The organism is Pantoea sp. UBA6567, from assembly GCF_002434165.1.
GTDB classification, from domain to species: Bacteria; Pseudomonadota; Gammaproteobacteria; order Enterobacterales; family Enterobacteriaceae; genus Pantoea; species Pantoea eucrina.
The window spans coordinates 849143-867618 of sequence record NZ_DJJN01000006.1 but is presented as its reverse complement, the minus strand read 5'-3'; the positions used below and the strand labels follow the sequence as shown (position 1 = coordinate 867618).

Here is an 18476-nt window from a genome sequence, read left to right as displayed (position 1 = left end):
CTCACGGAGAGTTAACACTATGTCACGTCCTGTGCGCGCGTCGGTTAACCGACAGGCGCTGCGTCATAATCTGTCTGTGGTGCGTCAGGCCGCGCCGCAGTCACACGTATGGTCAGTGGTCAAAGCTAACGCCTACGGACACGGCATTGCCCGCGTCTGGCAGGCGCTGGAGAGCACCGACGGTTTTGCGTTACTCAATCTCGAAGAGGCTATTCTGCTGCGCGAGCAGGGATGGAAAAAACCGATTCTGCTGCTGGAAGGTTTTTTCCACGCAGACGATCTGAAGCTTATCGATCGCTACCGGCTGACCACCAGCGTGCACAGTAACTGGCAAATCAAAGCGCTGGCGACCGTACAGCTCTCTGCTCCCGTGGATGTTTACCTGAAAATGAACAGCGGTATGAACCGGCTCGGTTTTCGCCCTGAACAGGTGCATAACGCCTGGCAAAAACTGCGTGCGCTGCCGGGGGTAGGTGAGATCACGCTGATGGCACATTTCGCTGATGCCGATAATCCCGAGGGGGTAGCCGGGCCACTGCAGCGCATTGAGCAGGCAGCTGAAGGCCTGAACTGTCCGCGTTCGCTCGCTAACTCCGCCGCCACGTTGTGGCACCCGCTTACGCATTATGACTGGGTTCGCCCCGGCATCGTGCTGTATGGCGCCTCACCCAGCGGTCGCTGGCAGGATATCGCCGGTACCGGGCTGCAGCCAGCTATGACGCTGAGCAGTGAAATTATCGGCGTGCAGCAGCTGACAGCGGGCGACGGCGTCGGCTACGGCTATCGCTACCGGGCCAGCGGAGCGCAGCGGATTGGTATTGTGGCCTGCGGCTATGCAGATGGTTATCCGCGCCATGCACCTACCGGCACACCGGTATCCGTTGGCGGCGTACGCACCCGCACCCTGGGAACGGTGTCGATGGATATGATGATGATCGATCTCGAACCCTGTCCGCAGGCGGGTATCGGCACCGCCGTTGAGCTGTGGGGTAATGACGTGAAGATTGATGACGTTGCTGCAGCGGCCGGCACGGTCGGGTACGAGCTGATGTGCGCGCTTGCCCCGCGCGTGCCGGTTGAGGTTATTTAAGCGCGGTCACGCTGCCGCGTATTTTACGGCTGCAGCGCCAGGCAATCAGTGCCAGCGCTGCGCCAGTCAGCATCATCAGGGCCAGTGACGATTTTTCCGCGACCGGCAGGGCAACAATCAGCATGCTGCCGCCAGCGCCTCCCGCCATCTGAATAAAGCCCTGCAGCGCTGCGGCTACACCCGCCTGCTGCTGATAGGGTTCCAGCGCATAGCTGGTGGCCGGGCCAACGGTAAAGGCAAGGCCTGCCACCGAGACCGCCACAGGGATCATATAGAGCGCCCAGTGAGGCTGCCATTCAGCAGGCAGAAGGTGAGCGCCCGCCAGCAGCAGTATTGCCCCCAGCAGCATCGTAATAAAGCCCATCGCCAGACAAAATGGCCGGCCCGCTTTGCGGATCGTTTTATTCACAAAGGCGCTGACCAGCATGATCCAGAAGCCGTTGGCCCCAAAGGCAAATGAGAATTGCAGCGGCGTCAGGCCGCCTTCAGTCATCAGCACATGCGGAGCCAGAGAGACGTAGGTCAGCACCATGCCCAGCGCGCCTGCATTGGCAAACGCAAAAGCGAGAAAGCGCGGCTGGCGCAGAATCGCGCCATATTGCGCCAGCGGCAATCCCTTCACCCGCAGCGTATCCGCCGGCCGGGTTTCCGGTAAGGCCACGATCACCAGCAGGCCAATCGCCAGCGCATAGCTGCACAGGAACCAGAAAGGTGCACGCCAGCCATAGGCTTCCGCCAGAAGGCCGCCCAGCAGCGGTGCCAGAGCCGGAACGATGTTTAGCGCGCCATTCAGAAATCCGTAAGCGCGTGCCGCCTCATCGCCGCTCAGGCGATCGCGTACGCCGCTGAATGCCACCACCGCGCTGCAGCAGACGCCGCAGCCCTGAATAATGCGGGCCAGGAAAAATACCGGCCAGAGCGTGGCGGTTGCCGCAACGGCGCTGCCCACGATATAGAGCAGCAGGCCAGCCAGCGCCACGGGCTTGCGGCCAAAGTTGTCCACCAGCGGCCCCGTCACCAGCTGACCTATGCCCATCACCAGCAGGAACAGCGGGATGGTAAGCTGGATCAGGCTCACCGGGGCGTTAAGGCCATCGGCAATCTGCGGCAGAACAGGCAGGTAGAGATCAATACCGAGCGGAGCCAGCAGCACCAGACTCAGCAGAATAAGCGTAAATTTTTGCATGAAGAACCAGAAACGTCCTGTTAAACAGGCGAGAAGGGTAATGAGTCTGCGGATAAAAAGAAAGCGCTAAAGTGAAAAGGCGATGCCTGCCGGACGGCAGGCATCGCACAGAGAGCGGTCAGTAGGCACCGTCGCGGCGCAGTACCACGCCAGCGGTTTTAAACAGAATGGCAATATCGGTCCACAGCGCCCAGTTTTTTACATACCAGGAATCAAAATAGACGCGGGTGTCATAATCGATATCATTACGACCGCTTACCTGCCATAAACCGGTCATACCCGGTTTGGCCATCAGGTAGTAATCAACGTCACCGGCATAGCGCTCCAGTTCAGCTTCGATAACCGGACGCGGCCCCACCAGGCTCATCTCTCCGCGGATCACGTTCCAGAGCTGCGGCAGCTCATCGAGGCTGGTTTTACGCAGGAAGCCGCCGATGCGGGTAACGCGCGGATCGTTTTTCAGCTTAAAGTCACGATCCCATTCGGCCCGCGCCTCTTCGCTGGTGGCCAGCAGCGCCTGCAGGACGTCCTGCGAATTGGTAACCATAGAGCGAAACTTCAGGCATTTAAACTTTGCGCCATCCTGACCTACGCGCTCATGACCGTAGATAGCGTTACCGCCATCGCGTTTCACCATCCAGCAGAGCAGGCCAAATATCGGTGCGAGAAACAGCAGCAGCAGCGACGCTACCACAATATCAAAGGTGCGCTTCAGGAAGCGCGATGAGCGCTTGGCCAGATTATTGCTGACGCGCAGAATCATCACTTCATGACTGAAGATAAATGACATATCGGTACCGTAAAGCGGTACGCCACGCAGCGTCGGGATCACTGAGACAGAGCGGCATTTCATTCTGGAGAGAAACTTCAGCCAGTGATCGCGCACCGCCTGCTGTTCATATTCGGTCGCCACGATAAACTGCGTGTTATCGCGATCCATGGTCTGCCAGTTAATATCCTTGCGGGTGATAACCGGCACGCCGTTGAGTTTATCCGGGGTGTTTTCATCATCCAGTGAGATAAACGCCTGCACGTTATAACCAAGGATCTCTTCACTCTGCAGCGCGGCATAGGCTTCCAGGGCATTTTTGCCTGAGCCGATGATAATGGTCTCTTTCTGCCACTGTCCTGCACGGCTGATCGCCCGTTTTACCATTGCGCGCATCAGCGGCAGCAGCAGCAGCGCCCAGCTCCAGCTGAACACCCAGACCATGCGTGAAAAGTCCCATTTTGAAAAGGCAATCAGCGCCAGATCCAGCAGTGAAAAAACAAACAGCGTTTTAACCACTTCTTTCAGCTCAAACCAGAAAGGTTTGCGGTAGGTGTAGTGCCGCATCCGGACCCAGAACCAGGCGGTGCAGAGTACCGAGAGGCCAAGCTGCGCGATAAACCGGTACTCAATCTGCTGCGGCGGAATAAAGCTGTCCAGCTCTCCCCAGATCCCCTGGACGGTAGCCGCGGATAAAAACAGCGCCAGATTAAGTGCAATAAGATCGGAAAGACTTAATGCGACTTTAGCAATGAGATTTTTGCGCAGGCCGCTCCATGAGCGGCTTGCGTCATTCATTACAATTGTACTTGCCATAACACCCGCTCTCTTTTCTTAAGTAAAAGATGGCCTGACCAGAATCAAGTACGCGCTCAGGGTTAATGGCTGACAGGAAAATAACTTTTGTTATCAGCACACTAACCATTAGTGATCACTCAAGCGCTGCACGGCAAGGGCCGGATAAGACGTGATACAAGTCACGAAAACAGCAGCAACGTTTACGAGTATGCAAGAGGAATCTGACGGAGTTAATATGGAATTACTCTTAAAAGGAAATTATTGACCTGAGGGACTATCAGCTATGTTATTGAAAACAGAGAGATGGTGATGAAAAAGAGGACAAAAAAAGCGTTTTTTTTCAGCAATTTTTAGGAATCACCGCCATACGCAGGCATGACGGTGTGGTGAGATCAGGCGGGGCGATTGAGTACCCAGCGATCCTGCTCTTTATCGTAGTGGCCAATTTTCAAATCGACAGGCTCGCCATCAATCCACGCCGGCACGCTGGTCTCATGATCCCAGCCATCAAGCTGATAGCTCAGGCCCGGGTTAGTCTGGCAGGGGATAGAGACGGTATCAGGTTTATCGCCTCCCATCTCCGCATCAACAATTTCATAGCGACCAATTTTGACTACCGTTCCCATTTTTTGCTCCCGTTTGCTGACTGATAAGTAAAATCATAGTCGCTGCTGACCGCTTCAGGGGCGCTAAAACCTCAGATTATTCTCGCTCTTCGCTGACGCGCACGCCGACTTTCATGATTTTATTATCCTCTTTTTCCGCGACGGTCCAGGTCAGCTGCTTCCACTCCACCTGGTCGCCTACCACCGGCGTGCTGCCGAGCAGGCTCATCACCAGCTGCCCCAGCGACTGTTGATCGCTGGTTTCATCATCCAGCTCCAGGCCATAAATCTGTGCCACGTCCCGCAGGCGTGCATCAGCGTCGAGGATAAAGTCGCCGAAAAAGCGCTGGTCAAGGGCCACCGGCGGCGTCTGACTGAACATTTTACCCAGCGCCGGTAAATCGCGCTCGCGGCCTATGACGCACAGTACATCACCCTCTTTTAGCCGGGTAGCGCCGCTGGGATGCATCAGCGTGTTATCGCGGAACAGCGCCGCAATGCGCGTTTCACGCGGCATTTTGAGATCGCGCAGCGCCGCGCCCACACACCATTTGTCGGCATTGAGCTGGTAGACAAACTGCTCCCACGGATTTTCCGGATGGATATCAAGCCCGATACGGCTGACAGGCGAGGCGAGCGGCGGAACAACCACTCTGGCGCGTTTCGCTGCGTAACCCAGCGACGTTCCCTGCAGCATCAGTGATACCAGCACCACAAAGAAAGCGATATTAAAATAGAGTCTGGCATTCTCCAGTCCCGCCATCATCGGAAACACGGCCAGGATGATCGGCACGGCGCCGCGCAGGCCGACCCAGCTGATAAAAATACGTTCCCGACCGGTGAATCCTTTGAAAGGCAGCAGTCCGACCAGTACCGAAAGCGGGCGGGCCACCAGAATCAGCCAGAGTGAGAGGATCATGGCCGGCAGGGCGATGTGCCACAAATCGGATGGCGTCACCAGCAGCCCCAGCACAATAAACATGCCGATCTGGCTGAGCCAGGCCATGCCATCAAACGTTTGCAGAATGCCGTGGCGGTTGCGGATAGGGCTGTTGCCCAGTAAAAAGCCACACAGATAGACCGCGAGGATCCCGCTGCCCTCCATCACCGTAGTCAGCGCGAATACGATAATGCCACCGCTAAGCGCCAGCAGCGGATAAAGCCCCTGAGCCAGGCTGATACGGTTAACCAGCTGCTGCAGCGCCCACCCGCCGCCGAGGCCAAAGACGATGCCCAGACCAAACTGCTGTACCAGATGTACTACAAACATCCAGCTCAGGCCGCTCTGACCCTGCTGGATCATATCAATCAGCGTGATGGTCAGAAATACCGCCATCGGGTCGTTGCTGCCCGATTCAATCTCCAGCGTAGAGCTGACGCGTTCGTTGAGGCCTTTATCACCCAGCAGAGAAAAAACCGCTGCTGCGTCCGTTGAGCCGATAATGGCGCCAATCAAAAATCCCTGCATCAGGTCGAGTTTAAACAGCCAGGCTGCAATCAAACCGGTCAGGCCGGCGGTGATCATGACGCCGACTGTTGCCAGCGACAGCGCCGGACCGAGCGCGACTTTCAGCGAGCTGGCTTTCGTGCGCATGCCGCCGTCCAGCAGAATAACCGCCAGCGCAAGGTTGGAGACCAGATAGGCTACCGGGTAGTTATCGAAGGCGATACCGCCGATGCCATCCACACCGGTCAGCATACCGAGCGCGAGAAAGATCACCAGAATGGGGATGCCAAGACGCGAGGAAAATGAGCTCAGTAAAATGCTTGCAGCGACCAGCACGGAACCAATAATAAAAAGACTGTAAATCATGCTGGTATTCAATAGCATTCTCCTGCAACCGGGGCAAAACTGACAAGCACGAACAATTCGTACAAATAAGTTCAAAAGATAATGCCTTATCAACGGCTTGTCAGCGCTTAATTTCCTGTTTTTTGTTTATGCGAGCTATGATGACATTAAACAGGAAAATCCTGCAACAGGCGGGTCGTTTTGCGGGTAAACAGGTCGTAATCAGATATAAAAAAGCCGGTCAGTGACCGGCTTACGATTCAGGCCTCGGCAGCCTGCTTGTGGAAAAGCTCCCGGAATACCGGGTAGATATCTTCAGGTTCACGAATATGCTGGATAGCAAAATTGTCAAACATAGCCTGTAAGTGTTCATATTCGCGCCACAGAGTCTGGTGGGCCCGCCGGGTGATCTCGATATAGCTGTAATAGCGTACCACCGGCAAAATATGTTTCGCCAGGATCTCGTGGCATAGCGGCGAATCATCTGCCCAGTTATCTCCGTCTGATGCCTGCGCCGCATAAATATTCCACTGGGACGGGTCATAACGTTCTTTGACCACCTCATCCATCAGCTTCAGCGCGCTGGAAACAATGGTGCCGCCGGTTTCCTGCGAGTAGAAGAACTCCTGTTCATCCACCTCTTTTGCCTGCGTATGGTGACGGATATACACCACTTCAACGTTTTTATAGGTACGACTCAGGAACAGGTAAAGCAGAATATAGAACCGTTTGGCCATATCTTTGGTGGCCTGATCCATAGAGCCGGAGACGTCCATCAGGCAGAACATCACCGCCTGACTGGAGGGTTCAGGACGTTTTTCAAAGTTTTTGTAGCGCAGATCGAAGGTGTCAATAAACGGCACCCGTTCAATACGCGCGCGCAGTTCAGCAATCTCATGACGCAGTCGATCTTCTTCAAGCAGCTGCGCCGGCTCGCTGTTTTCTACCTCATGCAGGGCAGCTTCCAGCTCATGCAGCATACGGCGCTTGCCTGCTGTCATAGCTGTACGCCGGGCGAGCGAGTTCTGTAATGAGCGTACCACGCTGATATTGGCCGGGACGCCGTTTGAGGTAAAACCGGCACGGTGCGTTTTAAACTCATTGAGCTGGCGATGCTGATTTTTGCGCAGGTTCGGCAGCGCCAGGTCTTCAAACAGTAAGTCGAGATACTCATCTTTCGATATCTGAAAGACAAACTCATCCTGCCCCTCACCATCCTGGCTGGCGTTGCCCTGACCACTGCCGCTGCCGCCCGCGCCGCCCTGAGGCCGCTCGACACGGTCATTTTGTACAAAGTGATCGTTGCCGGGATGAACACGATGGCGGCTTCCGCCGCGACCCTGATGAAATACGGGTTCATTGATGTCATCAATCGGGATCGACACCGACTCACCACTCTCTGTATCGGTTACCGAACGCTTGTTGATGGCCTCGGAAATCGACTGCTTGATTTGCGACTTATAACGGCGCAGAAAGCGCTGCCGGTTGACCGCACTCTTGTTTTTACCGTTGAGACGCCGATCGATAAAATAGGCCATGGTTTCCCCTCAACTGCAGTGTAAGCCAGGCCGGAAAGGGTTCTCCGGCCTGATTAACGGCACGCAAGGCGCCGGGCTTACGGATCGATTATGACGATTTACGCACGCGGAGATACCACTCGCAGAGCAGACGCACCTGTTTGCGGGTATAGCCTTTCTCCATCATACGGTCGACAAAATCATCATGTTTTTTCTGCTCATCGGTAGACGTTTTAGTATTGAACGAGATAACCGGCAGCAGCTCCTCAGTATTGGAGAACATTTTTTTCTCAATGACCGTGCGCAGTTTCTCATAGCTGGTCCAGTTTGGATTACGGCCGCTATTTTGCGCCCGGGCGCGAAGAACAAAGTTGACGATTTCATTACGGAAATCTTTTGGATTACTGATACCGGCTGGTTTCTCAATCTTCTCCAGTTCCGCATTAAGCGACTCACGGTCAAACAGTTGCCCGGTATCCGGATCGCGATACTCCTGATCCTGGATCCAGAAGTCGGCATAAGTGACATAGCGGTCAAAGATATTCTGACCATATTCAGAATAGGACTCCAGATAAGCGGTCTGGATCTCTTTACCGATAAACTCCGCATATTTCGGAATTAAATAACCCTTCAGATGCTCCAGATATTTCTCTGCCTGATCCTGCGGAAACTGCTCCCGCTCAATCTGCTGCTCCAGCACGTAAAAGAGGTGAACCGGGTTAGCCGCCACTTCAGTGTGATCAAAGTTGAACACGCGCGACAGAATTTTGAAGGCAAAACGAGTTGAGAGGCCATTCATCCCTTCGTCGACGCCCGCGTAGTCGTGATACTCCTGCCAGGATTTTGCTTTGGGATCGGTATCCTTCAGGCTTTCACCGTCATACACCCGCATTTTCGAGTAGATGCTGGAGTTTTCCGGCTCTTTCATGCGCGACAGGATAGTGAAACGGGCCAGCGTTTCAAGTGTGCCAGGGGCGCAGGGCGCAGTGGTGAGATCGCTATGGTTAAGCAGCTTCTCGTAAATCTTGATCTCTTCTGAAACGCGCAGGCAGTAGGGCACCTTAACGATATAGACACGGTCGAGGAAGGCTTCATTATTCTTATTGTTGCGGAAGGTGACCCACTCCGATTCGTTGGAGTGCGCCAGAATAATGCCGTTAAAAGGCAGAGCGGAAATGCCTTCAGTACCGTTGTAGTTGCCTTCCTGCGTAGCAGTCAGCAGCGGGTGCAGCACCTTAATCGGCGCTTTGAACATCTCTACGAATTCCATGATGCCCTGGTTCGCGCGGCAGAGCGCACCAGAGTAACCATAGGCATCCGGATCGTTTTGCGCATGATTCTCAAGCTTGCGAATATCAACCTTACCTACCAGCGCGGAGATATCCTGGTTGTTTTCATCACCGGGTTCAGTTTTAGCGATAGCCAGCTGTTCCAGAATTGATGGCCACACTTTTACCACTTTGAAGCGGGTGATATCGCCACCAAATTCATGCAGGCGTTTTGCTGCCCACGGCGACATAATGGTGCCAAGGTAGCGCCGCGGTACGCCATACTCTTTCTCCAGAATATTGGCATCTTCCTGCGGGTTAAACAGGCACAGCGGATGATCGTTAACCGGGCTGCGTTCGCCATCGGCACTCAGTACATAAATAGGCACGCGCTGCATCAGCGCTTTTAAACGTTCAGCGAGAGAGGATTTACCGCCGCCCACCGGACCGAGTAAATAGAGGATCTGCTTCTTCTCCTCCAGCCCCTGCGCCGCATGTTTCAGGTAGGAGACGATCTGTTCAATCGCTTCCTCCATACCGTAGAACTCTTCAAACGCCGGGTAACGGCCAATAACACGATTCGAGAAGATACGGGAAAGGCGTGGCTCCTGAGCGGTATCAACCATAACGGGCTCACCAATAGCCGTTAACAGTCGTTCTGCCGCATTGGCGTATGCACTGCGATCCTGCTTACAGATAGTAAGAAATTCCTGCAGTGTGAACTCTTCGTCCTTGGCAGCTTCATAACGCTGACGATAGTGATCGAATATATTCATAGCGATGCCCGTCCTGTTAGAATTGTTGGGAACAATAAGCGTAACCTTACAAACAGTGGTGCCAACCTCTCAATTTTAAGGATATAAATCTCTCTGCTTCTCTATTGTTATGAGCGTGTATCGGATAAAGATCAAGTAGTAAGTGGCGCAGGATTAAACGATTAGCGCACAAAAAACGCGCAAATTTCCGCATATTGTTTTAAGCCACGATCGTTTTGCGAAATATTCGCCTGTGAGGATGGGAGACGGCCTGTAAAGATGCCAACAACTCTGTTCGGTATAAGCTGCGTAAATTTCTGCAAGATGTGAAGAGCGGCAGAATTAGCCATTACGGTTAACAGCAGATTGCCTCTGTTGCAAAATATTCGCTAGACTGCAAAAGCAATTAGTGACTTAACAGGCAAAATATATAGTGAACACCTTTAAACTTTCTGCGTTTATGCTGCTGTCTCCCGCGCTGGTGACCGCATTTACTGCTCATGCTGACCCGCTGTCGCTGGGCGCCTCTGTTATCTATGCTCAATCGCCTTATCGTGGCGGACAGGATCGCTATCTGCCCGTACCGGTTATCAACTATGAAGGCGAAAACTTCTGGTTTCGCAGCCTGCAGGGCGGCTATTACCTGTGGAAAGACCCGCAGAATCAGCTGTCGCTGACGCTGCTCGGTTCGCCACAGCAGTATGACCCGGATGATAACGATCTTGGCGATATGAAATCTCTGGATAAGCGCCGGATGACGCTAATGGCGGGTGGCACTTATCGTCATGTTGCAGAGTGGGGCATCCTGCGCACGGCATTACTGGGTGATGTGCTGAATAACAGTAATGGCATCATCTGGGATCTGACGTATCTCTACCGCTTTGAGTTTGGCGCATTCAGCCTGACGCCCGGTATCGGGGCCCTGTGGAACAGCGCAAATCAAAACCGTTACTACTACGGCGTCTCTTCGCATGAGAGTGCCCGTAGCGGTATCACCACCTACCGGCCCGATGACAGCTGGTCGCCCTATGTCGAGCTGAACGCCAGCTACCAGCTTACCCAAAACTGGAACGCCAGTTTTTCCGGGCGCTACACTCGCTTTGATGATGAGGTTAAAGACAGCCCGATGGTCGATAAAAACGGCCAGGTCACGCTCTGGACCGGCCTCAGCTACAGCTTCTGATGCACTATCGCAACGCCTGATATCAGGCGTTGTTTTTTTATAGCCGTACCGCGCAGGAGGGATGATGCAAAACGTCTGGATCAATGGTGCTTCGCTGCCCGCTATCGGGCAGGGAACCTGGTATATGGGGGAAAACCCCGCGCTGCGTGCTCAGGAGATCGCTGCGCTGCAGGCGGGGCTTGCTGCCGGATTACAGGTGATAGATACGGCCGAAATGTACGCTGACGGGGAAGCTGAGAGAGTGGTGGGTGAAGCGCTGCAGGGACGACGTGATAGCGCCTGGCTGGTTTCCAAAGTCTATCCGTGGAACGCCAGCGAAGCTGATATCACCGGAGCCTGTGAGCGCAGCCTGCAGCGACTTAAAACCGACTACCTCGATCTTTATCTGCTGCACTGGCGCGGTAATATCCCGCTGGAGGAGACCCTTCGCGGCATGGAGAAACTGGTGGCGCAGGGAAAGATACGCAGCTGGGGCGTATCAAATTTTGACAGCGATGATATGGAAGAGCTGTGGGCAGAAGAGGGCGGCTTCTCCTGCGCGACGAACCAGGTGCTGTATCATCTTGCATCCCGCGGCATTGAGCATACGCTGCTGCCGCTCTGCCAGCAGCGCGCCATGCCGGTAATGGCTTATTGCCCTCTGGCCCAGGCGGGGCGGCTGCGACAGGCGCTGTTTGATAATGCGCAGCTGCTGGCGCTGGCACGGGATAAGCAGATTAGTGTGGCGCAGCTGCTGCTGAGCTGGGCGATCCGGCATGAGGGTCTCATAGCGATACCTAAAGCAGGCAGCGTCGCGCACGTTCAGGAAAACGCTGCGGCGCTGAACATCACGCTCAGCGCCGAAGAGATCGCGTTGCTCGACCAGCTGTTTCCTGCTCCGCAGCAGCGCGTGCCGCTGGATGTGGTTTAAGCTGGCTTAGCGCTGCGCACGCGTAAGGTTGTCCCCAGGCGGGCAGGTGTTTCGCCCGCGCTTTTTAGCGGCTTAGTGATGCGCGCCGTCTCGACGCAGACCATGCGCTTGTAGCCATCATTCGGCATATCCGCCATGCTGCAGGAGAGTTCAGGACCCGGGTTCCAGGTGACAACGTCACTTTGATAGTGGTGATAAACTTCAATCTGCCTGCCGCCGCTGCTGTCTTTGATCACGCTGCACTCGTCAGGCGCAGTATAAATACGGTCAATCCGTCCCGGGTAGCGCTGTACGCCGCTACTGTTTTCACCCGGTGAGTTATCCGCCACTTTATCGATAAACGTCTTACCCAGCCCGCTGACTGCGGTCTCAGCGATATCCGCTACGCTAAAATAAGCATGCAGCGCGGCTGTCGCGTCGAAATCGCCCCAGGCTTCAAGTTCAATCTCGCACTGATCGGCCAGCCGGAAACGGGCCAGCAGCGTAAAGTCGTGAGGCCAGAGCTTTTTCGTCTGGCTGTTACTTTCCAGCGTAAAGGTCAGCATGACGGCATCGTAATTTTCATCGTGTGCTGTCAGCGTCCATGGCTGGGTGCGGGCAAATCCGTGAGCCGGTTCACCGGCAGGGCCAAACCACGGCCAGCAGATCGGCACGCCGCCGCGAATCGCTTTACCTGCTTTAAACGCACTTTTATCACTCAGCCAGAGAACAGGCTGCTGACCGCTGGGCTGCCAGGCGAGCAGATGCGCGCCCTGAAGCGCGATAGCCGCACGAACTTTCGGATGACTGATAATCACGACCGGCAGGTCATCCTGCTGACGCAGCGACAGGTAAGGGGTTATCTGCTCTGTCACAGGCAGTGTAAAAAGCGTATTTGGCATCGTTCAGCCTCTGTTTATCTGGTCGAAAAAAAAGGGCGACCGAAGTCACCCTTATTGATATAGCCTGGTCGCTTATTTAGCAGCAACCAGAGCAATCAGGTCGAGAACCTTGTTGGAATAACCGGTTTCGTTATCGTACCAGGAAACCAGTTTCACAAAGTTATCATTCAGCGCGATACCTGCTTTGGCATCGAATACTGAAGTCAGTACTTCGCCGTTGAAGTCAGTAGAAACCACGTCATCTTCAACATAGCCCAGTACATCTTTCATTTCGCCTTCTGAAGCCGCTTTGATAGCTTCACAGATCTCTTTGTAGGTCGCTGCTTTTTCCAGACGAACGGTCAGGTCAACCACAGAGACGTTAGGCGTAGGAACGCGGAAAGCCATACCGGTCAGTTTACCGTTCAGCTCTGGCAGTACTTTACCAACCGCTTTTGCTGCGCCAGTAGACGATGGGATGATGTTCTGTGCTGCACCGCGGCCGCCGCGCCAGTCTTTATGTGACGGACCATCAACGGTTTTCTGGGTAGCAGTGGTGGCGTGAACGGTGGTCATCAGGCCTTCAACGATACCGAATTTATCGTTGATGACTTTTGCCAGCGGTGCCAGGCAGTTGGTGGTGCAGGATGCGTTAGACACGATATCCTGGCCAGCATATTTATCAAAGTTGGCACCGCGTACAAACATCGGGGTGTCATCTTTAGATGGACCGGTCAGAACCACTTTCTTTGCACCGGCAGAGATATGCTTACGTGCGGTTTCGTCAGTCAGGAAGATCCCGGTTGCTTCAGCAACAACGTCAACGCCTGCTTCGTCCCACTTGAGGTTAGCCGGGTCTCTCTCAGCGGTAACACGGATTTTTTTGCCGTTAACAATCAGCGCGCCATCCTGTACTTCTACGGTGCCGTCAAAACGACCATGGGTAGAATCGTACTTCAGCATGTAAGCCATGTAATCGGCGTCGAGCAGATCGTTGATCGCGACGATTTCGATGTCTGAACGCTGCTGAGCAGCACGGAAAACGATGCGACCGATACGGCCAAAACCGTTGATACCTACTTTGATAGTCATATATTCCACCAGCTATTTGTTAGTGAATAAAAGGTTGGCTGTAAAATTACAAAAACCTTACCAGGCGTCAAGCGGAATCGTGTCAATTGTTGCGACAGGTCAATTCCAACGCCAGGAATAATCTGTATTGCAACCGCTTGCGCGCCGATTTTACAGCGCGTCTATCTTACGCTGATTAGCGTGTGAAAAGGGAAGTTTGTCACAAAGAGTGATCGTCATCACAAAACCACGCTGCAGCGACCAGGGCAGAAAAGTTCGCACAAAAAAAACGTCGGGCAATGTTGTCCGTTTGTTAGAATAGTAGCTGATTTCTACAGAAAGATACTCTGGAAGCAAAAATGGCAAAAGATACCGCATCTGAAGCAAAAATCGGCCAGCTGTCGGAAATGCAGCGCTACGTCACGCAGCATCGGGGTACTGAACCACCCTTTACCGGCGCGCTGTTGCACAACAAGCAGGATGGCATTTATCACTGTCTGGTCTGTCAGGCACCGCTGTTTCTGTCAGAAAGCAAATATGATTCAGGCTGTGGCTGGCCCAGTTTCTACCAGCCGGTCAGCGATGAGGCGATACGCTACCTTGAAGACGACTCGCACGGCATGCACCGGGTTGAGATCCGCTGCGGCAGCTGTGACGCGCATCTGGGGCATGTTTTTCCGGATGGCCCGCAGCCTACCGGTGAGCGCTATTGCGTTAACTCCGCCTCGCTGAGCTTTACTGACGAACAGGGCAAACAGCAGGAGGGATAGAATGAATCAGGAACTGAATGCGATGCTGGATGCGATGACGCCTGAGATCTATGCACGTCTGGCAACCGCCGTTGAGACGGGTAAATGGCCTGATGGTGTTGCATTAACGCAGGAGCAGCGCGAGCACTGTCTGCAGCTGGTCATGCTGTGGCAGGCGCGTCATAACGACTCACCTCAGCATATGAGCATTGCCAAAGGGGGAGATATTGTGACGAAATCTAAAAAGCAGCTGAAAGAAGAGTTTGGCATCGAGCCGGATGTCACGCGCATCAATCTGCACTAAGAAAACAGGCTGGAATACCCAGCCTGTTTTTCAGATTATTTCCGCACCCTGCGCCTGCATTTGCGCCAGCGCAATGTCACTGTCTTCCGGATTGAGATTCACGCCGCGGCAGCCCTCTTTAACGACCTGAACGTGATACCCGAGCTCCAGCGCATCCAGCACGCTATATTTCACACAGTAGTCAGTCGCAATCCCCAGCATAACCAGATGCGTGATATCGCGTTCGCGCAACCAGTTATCCAGTTCAGTTTTGCGCCGGTGTCCGTTATCGAAAAAGGCGCTGTAACTGTCGACATCAACGTCTCCACCTTTGTGAAATACGGCGTCAATCAGGGAGCGATCGAGGTCGGGATGAAAATCTGCGCCCGGGCTGTTTTCGATACCATGGTCCGGCCACCAGATTTGCGCCAGCCCGTTAAGCTCACCCAGCGTGTAGACAGGCTCACCAGACACTGAGGCAAAGCTGCCATGATTTGCCGGATGCCAGTCCTGCAGGGCCACAACACATTCGCCGCGCTGGCGAAACTCACGCGCATAGCGATTCGCTACCGCCACAGTCTGATCACCTTCGCGCACGGCCATCGGACCGCCGGGGCAAAAGTCATTCTGGATATCGATAATTACCAATGCCCGCTTCATATCATTTTGCTCCGTTCAATCTTCAGTCAGTTCGCCACGTAAGTTCTGCTGCATTCTGGCACGAATTTCATCGGGGCTAAGGTCCTGACTCAATAAATAGTGCAGTTTTGTTAACGTGGCCTCAACGGTGAGGTCAAAACCGCTGATCACGCCAGCATGCTCCAGCGCATTGCCAGTGGCATAGCCGCCCATATTCACTTTGCCGGACATGCACTGCGTCAGGTTAACCACGATAATCCCGCGTTCGCTCGCCTGCTGCAGCTCATGCAGGAACTCCGCATTTTGCGGCGCATTGCCCACGCCATAAGAGCGCAGAATCAGCGCCTTAACCGGCTGGCGCAGGAAGTTGCGCACCACGTCTGCAGAGATGCCCGGATAAATGGTGACCACGCCAATAGGCTGCGGGGTAATGGGATGAACCACCAGCTCGCCCGTCTGCTGTGGCGCGGGAGAGGTGTTCAGACGGCGGATATGGATACCCGCTTCCAGCAGCGGCGACAGATTTGGCGAGGCGAAGGCGTTAAAGCCGTCGGCGTGCGCTTTGGTGGTACGGTTACCGCGGAACAGGGTGTTATTGAAAAACAGTGCCACTTCATTGATCGGATAGTTAGCCGCCACGTAGAGGGAGTTCAGCAGATTTTGCTGACCGTCAGAGCGCAGTTCCGCCAGCGGGATCTGCGATCCGGTGACGATGACCGGTTTTGCCAGATTTTCCAGCATGAAGGAGAGAGCCGATGCGGTGAAAGCCATGGTATCGGTTCCATGCAGAATAACAAAACCGTCATAGGCGTCATAATTCTGGCGGATATCATCTGCGATTGCCTGCCAGTCCTGCGGCGTCATATCAGAGGAGTCGATAAGCGGGGCGTATTCATGAATCGTAAAATCCGGCATCTCCGGCCGGTGAAACTCAGGCATATTGGCCAGCTGCTGCTGAAGGTGGCCTGATACCGGTACATAGCCCTGCGCAGAGCGCTGCATCCCGATAGTACCGCCCGTGTAGGCTACATAGATATTTTTCTTTTGCATGAGTGTACTCAGACTTGCCGTAAAACGCGCAGTATAAGGGGATTGACAGGGAAAAGCAGCCCGACCAGCGGCCGGGCTGTAAAATTAGCGAACGCTGCCGCAATTCAGACAAAAGGCGTAACGATTTTGCGGATCGTTAAGCTTACCGAGCAGGCCCGGCTGCGACTGCATGGCGCTGACAACATCCTGCACCGGTGCGGGCAGCCAGATTTTCAGCGCGTCGGGCAGTACCGCCTGCGCCGAGGCGCTCATCTGATTAAGCAGCAGATCAAGCATACCGGGTTCATCCTGATACCAGTTCAGCGCAGGCTGTTTCACGCTGGCCAGCGAGGCAGCTTTCGCCACGGCGTCATCAAAATCACCCAGCGCGTCAACCAGACCATTACCTTTGGCATCGCTGCCGGTCCAGACATGGCCCTGTGCAATCGCATCAATCTGCTCAGGCGTCTTATGGCGCGACGCAGCAACCAGACCGATGAAATTGCGATAGCCATTCTCAATCGTCAGCTGCATCAGCTGCTGTACCTCTGCAGGCAGCGTTTTGGTGGTAGCCACATCAGCGAGCGGTGAGGTGGCTACGCCATCCGTATGTACACCGATTGCGTCCAGGCTGTTTTCGACCGTATTAATCACGCCAAAAATGCCAATTGAACCGGTCAGCGTAGAAGGCGCGGCGATGATGTAATCTGCCGGCGTTGAAATCCAGTAACCTCCCGATGCGGCCATGCCTCCCATGGAGACCACCACCGGCTTACCGGCTTCATGCGCGGCGGCCAGCTCTTCACGAATCGCTTCCGATGCGGTGACGCTGCCGCCCGGGCTGTTTACCCGCAGCACGATAGCTTTAATGGCGGGATCGAGGCGTGCTTCACGGATCTGTGCGGCCGTCGTATCACCGCCGACATTGCCTGCGCTCTCTTCTCCATCCATGATCGCACCGCTGGCGAGGATCACCGCGATGTTGCCTTTTTGCTGCGCTGGCTGTTTCAGACGGTAGTCATAGATGCTGACATAGCGGTAGTCATTATTTGCTTTGTCCCAGCCAAAGGTTTTCGCCAGCGCCTGGTCAGCCGCCGCGCGTGAGCTCAGCGTATCCACCAGTTTGTTATTCAGCGCATATTTAGCGGTGTCACCCTGTACCGCCTCCAGTCCGCTGATCACGCCTGCCGCACCGGGAAAGAGCTGCTCTGGCGTAATCTGACGGTTGGCCGACACCGTATTGAGATAATTTTGCCATAGCTGAGTGATCCAGCGGCTGTCCGCATCGCGTGCATCCGGTGACATATTGTCGCGCAGGAACGGTTCAACGGCTGACTTATAGGTGCCTACGCGGAAAACGTGGGAAGAGACCTTCAGCTTTTCCAGCAGCGTTTTGTAATAGAGGCCGTTGGTCGCAAAGCCGTGCAGGTCAACCGTACCCTGAGGGGAGAGCCAGATTTTATTCGCGAAGCTGGCCAGGTAATACTGCGCCTGACTGTAGCTGTCACCCAGCGCATAAACCGGTTTACCGCTGTCGCGAAACTCCCGCAGCGCTTTACCGACATACTGCAGAGAGGGCTGATCGCCACCGGCAAAATCGCGCAGATCCAGCACGATACCGGTGATATTGCTGTCAGTTTTAGCCTGACGAATCGCATCAACCACATCAAACAAGGAGTTTTCCTGCAGGCGATCGCTGTTCGCGCCCAGCAGCTGACGGCTGATGCGGCTCAGACGGTTACTCACTGAAGGTTTATCCACCAGCATACCGCTAAGATCGACTTTTAATGCTCCCTGCTGGACCGGTTCACTGTTGCCGGCGCTCGACAGCTGCAGCCAGATGCCGACACCGGCCAGGATCAGGACAATCAGAAACAGGTTAAGGATAAATTCCCGGATAAAATTCAGAACCCGCCAGCTCCAGCGGAACAGACCGGTAATCATTCGCCACAATGTGCGCATAAACTCTCCA

General features: G+C 54.5%; 16 protein-coding genes. 5 read left to right on the top strand and 11 right to left on the bottom strand.

Features of this window, described 5'->3' with window-relative positions:
- Positions 1-19: 19 nt before the first annotated feature.
- On the top strand, positions 20-1090 hold the full coding sequence (gene dadX, locus B4M48_RS10045) for a catabolic alanine racemase DadX (RefSeq protein ID WP_288656518.1): 1071 nt from the start codon (positions 20-22) through the stop codon (positions 1088-1090).
- On the opposite strand, the gene B4M48_RS10040 is transcribed toward dadX, so the two are convergent.
- The 6 genes from B4M48_RS10040 to yeaG form a co-directional block, all read right to left on the bottom strand.
- Positions 1083-2276: a multidrug effflux MFS transporter gene (locus tag B4M48_RS10040; RefSeq protein WP_039384710.1), complete on the bottom strand. Its 1194-nt coding sequence runs from the start codon at positions 2274-2276 to the stop codon at positions 1083-1085. The genes dadX and B4M48_RS10040 overlap by 8 nt on opposite strands.
- A gap of 118 nt (positions 2277-2394) precedes the next feature.
- Positions 2395-3861 (bottom strand): undecaprenyl-phosphate galactose phosphotransferase WbaP, encoded by a 1467-nt coding sequence (wbaP, locus tag B4M48_RS10035; RefSeq protein ID WP_039384708.1) that lies wholly within the window; start codon positions 3859-3861, stop codon positions 2395-2397.
- A 374-nt stretch (positions 3862-4235) separates the two neighbouring features.
- Positions 4236-4469 carry a DUF1480 family protein gene (locus B4M48_RS10030; protein ID WP_039384706.1) on the bottom strand — a complete coding sequence of 78 codons (234 nt, stop codon included), beginning with the start codon at positions 4467-4469 and terminating at the stop codon, positions 4236-4238.
- 76 nt (positions 4470-4545) lie between these two features.
- Positions 4546-6273, bottom strand: coding sequence for a potassium/proton antiporter (locus B4M48_RS10025; RefSeq protein ID WP_039384705.1), 1728 nt, complete (start codon positions 6271-6273; stop codon positions 4546-4548).
- A 227-nt stretch (positions 6274-6500) separates the two neighbouring features.
- Positions 6501-7778 (bottom strand): YeaH/YhbH family protein, encoded by a 1278-nt coding sequence (locus tag B4M48_RS10020; protein ID WP_039384703.1) that lies wholly within the window; start codon positions 7776-7778, stop codon positions 6501-6503.
- 88 nt (positions 7779-7866) lie between these two features.
- Positions 7867-9801 (bottom strand): protein kinase YeaG, encoded by a 1935-nt coding sequence (gene yeaG / locus B4M48_RS10015; protein WP_065649162.1) that lies wholly within the window; start codon positions 9799-9801, stop codon positions 7867-7869.
- Positions 9802-10213: 412 nt separating this feature from the next.
- On the opposite strand from yeaG, the gene B4M48_RS10010 reads away from it, so the two are divergent.
- Together B4M48_RS10010 and B4M48_RS10005 are read left to right on the top strand one after the other, a co-directional pair.
- The gene (locus B4M48_RS10010; RefSeq protein ID WP_414692668.1) at positions 10214-10963 is read left to right on the top strand and encodes a MipA/OmpV family protein; all 750 of its coding nucleotides are present in this window, start codon (positions 10214-10216) and stop codon (positions 10961-10963) included.
- A 61-nt stretch (positions 10964-11024) separates the two neighbouring features.
- Positions 11025-11873 (top strand): aldo/keto reductase, encoded by an 849-nt coding sequence (locus B4M48_RS10005; RefSeq protein ID WP_369826775.1) that lies wholly within the window; start codon positions 11025-11027, stop codon positions 11871-11873.
- On the opposite strand, the gene B4M48_RS10000 is transcribed toward B4M48_RS10005, so the two are convergent.
- Together B4M48_RS10000 and gapA are read right to left on the bottom strand one after the other, a co-directional pair.
- Positions 11870-12754, bottom strand: a complete 885-nt coding sequence (locus B4M48_RS10000) for a D-hexose-6-phosphate mutarotase (protein WP_288656515.1) — start codon at positions 12752-12754, stop codon at positions 11870-11872. The genes B4M48_RS10005 and B4M48_RS10000 overlap by 4 nt on opposite strands.
- A 72-nt stretch (positions 12755-12826) precedes the next feature.
- Complete coding sequence (gene gapA / locus B4M48_RS09995) at positions 12827-13825, bottom strand: glyceraldehyde-3-phosphate dehydrogenase (protein WP_039384694.1); 999 nt, start codon at positions 13823-13825, stop codon at positions 12827-12829.
- A gap of 338 nt (positions 13826-14163) precedes the next feature.
- On the opposite strand from gapA, the gene msrB reads away from it, so the two are divergent.
- Together msrB and B4M48_RS09985 are read left to right on the top strand one after the other, a co-directional pair.
- Positions 14164-14574, top strand: coding sequence for a peptide-methionine (R)-S-oxide reductase MsrB (gene msrB, locus B4M48_RS09990; RefSeq protein ID WP_039384692.1), 411 nt, complete (start codon positions 14164-14166; stop codon positions 14572-14574).
- Position 14575: 1 nt separating this feature from the next.
- Positions 14576-14857 carry a YeaC family protein gene (locus B4M48_RS09985; protein ID WP_039384691.1) on the top strand — a complete coding sequence of 94 codons (282 nt, stop codon included), beginning with the start codon at positions 14576-14578 and terminating at the stop codon, positions 14855-14857.
- A 30-nt stretch (positions 14858-14887) separates the two neighbouring features.
- On the opposite strand, the gene pncA is transcribed toward B4M48_RS09985, so the two are convergent.
- From pncA to sppA, 3 genes are all read right to left on the bottom strand, one after another.
- Positions 14888-15496, bottom strand: coding sequence for a bifunctional nicotinamidase/pyrazinamidase (gene pncA, locus B4M48_RS09980; RefSeq protein ID WP_039384690.1), 609 nt, complete (start codon positions 15494-15496; stop codon positions 14888-14890).
- Between the two features lie 15 nt (positions 15497-15511).
- On the bottom strand, positions 15512-16525 hold the full coding sequence (gene ansA / locus B4M48_RS09975) for an asparaginase (protein ID WP_039384688.1): 1014 nt from the start codon (positions 16523-16525) through the stop codon (positions 15512-15514).
- Positions 16526-16609: 84 nt separating this feature from the next.
- The gene (gene sppA, locus B4M48_RS09970; protein WP_071668866.1) at positions 16610-18466 is read right to left on the bottom strand and encodes a signal peptide peptidase SppA; all 1857 of its coding nucleotides are present in this window, start codon (positions 18464-18466) and stop codon (positions 16610-16612) included.
- Positions 18467-18476 lie beyond the last annotated feature (10 nt).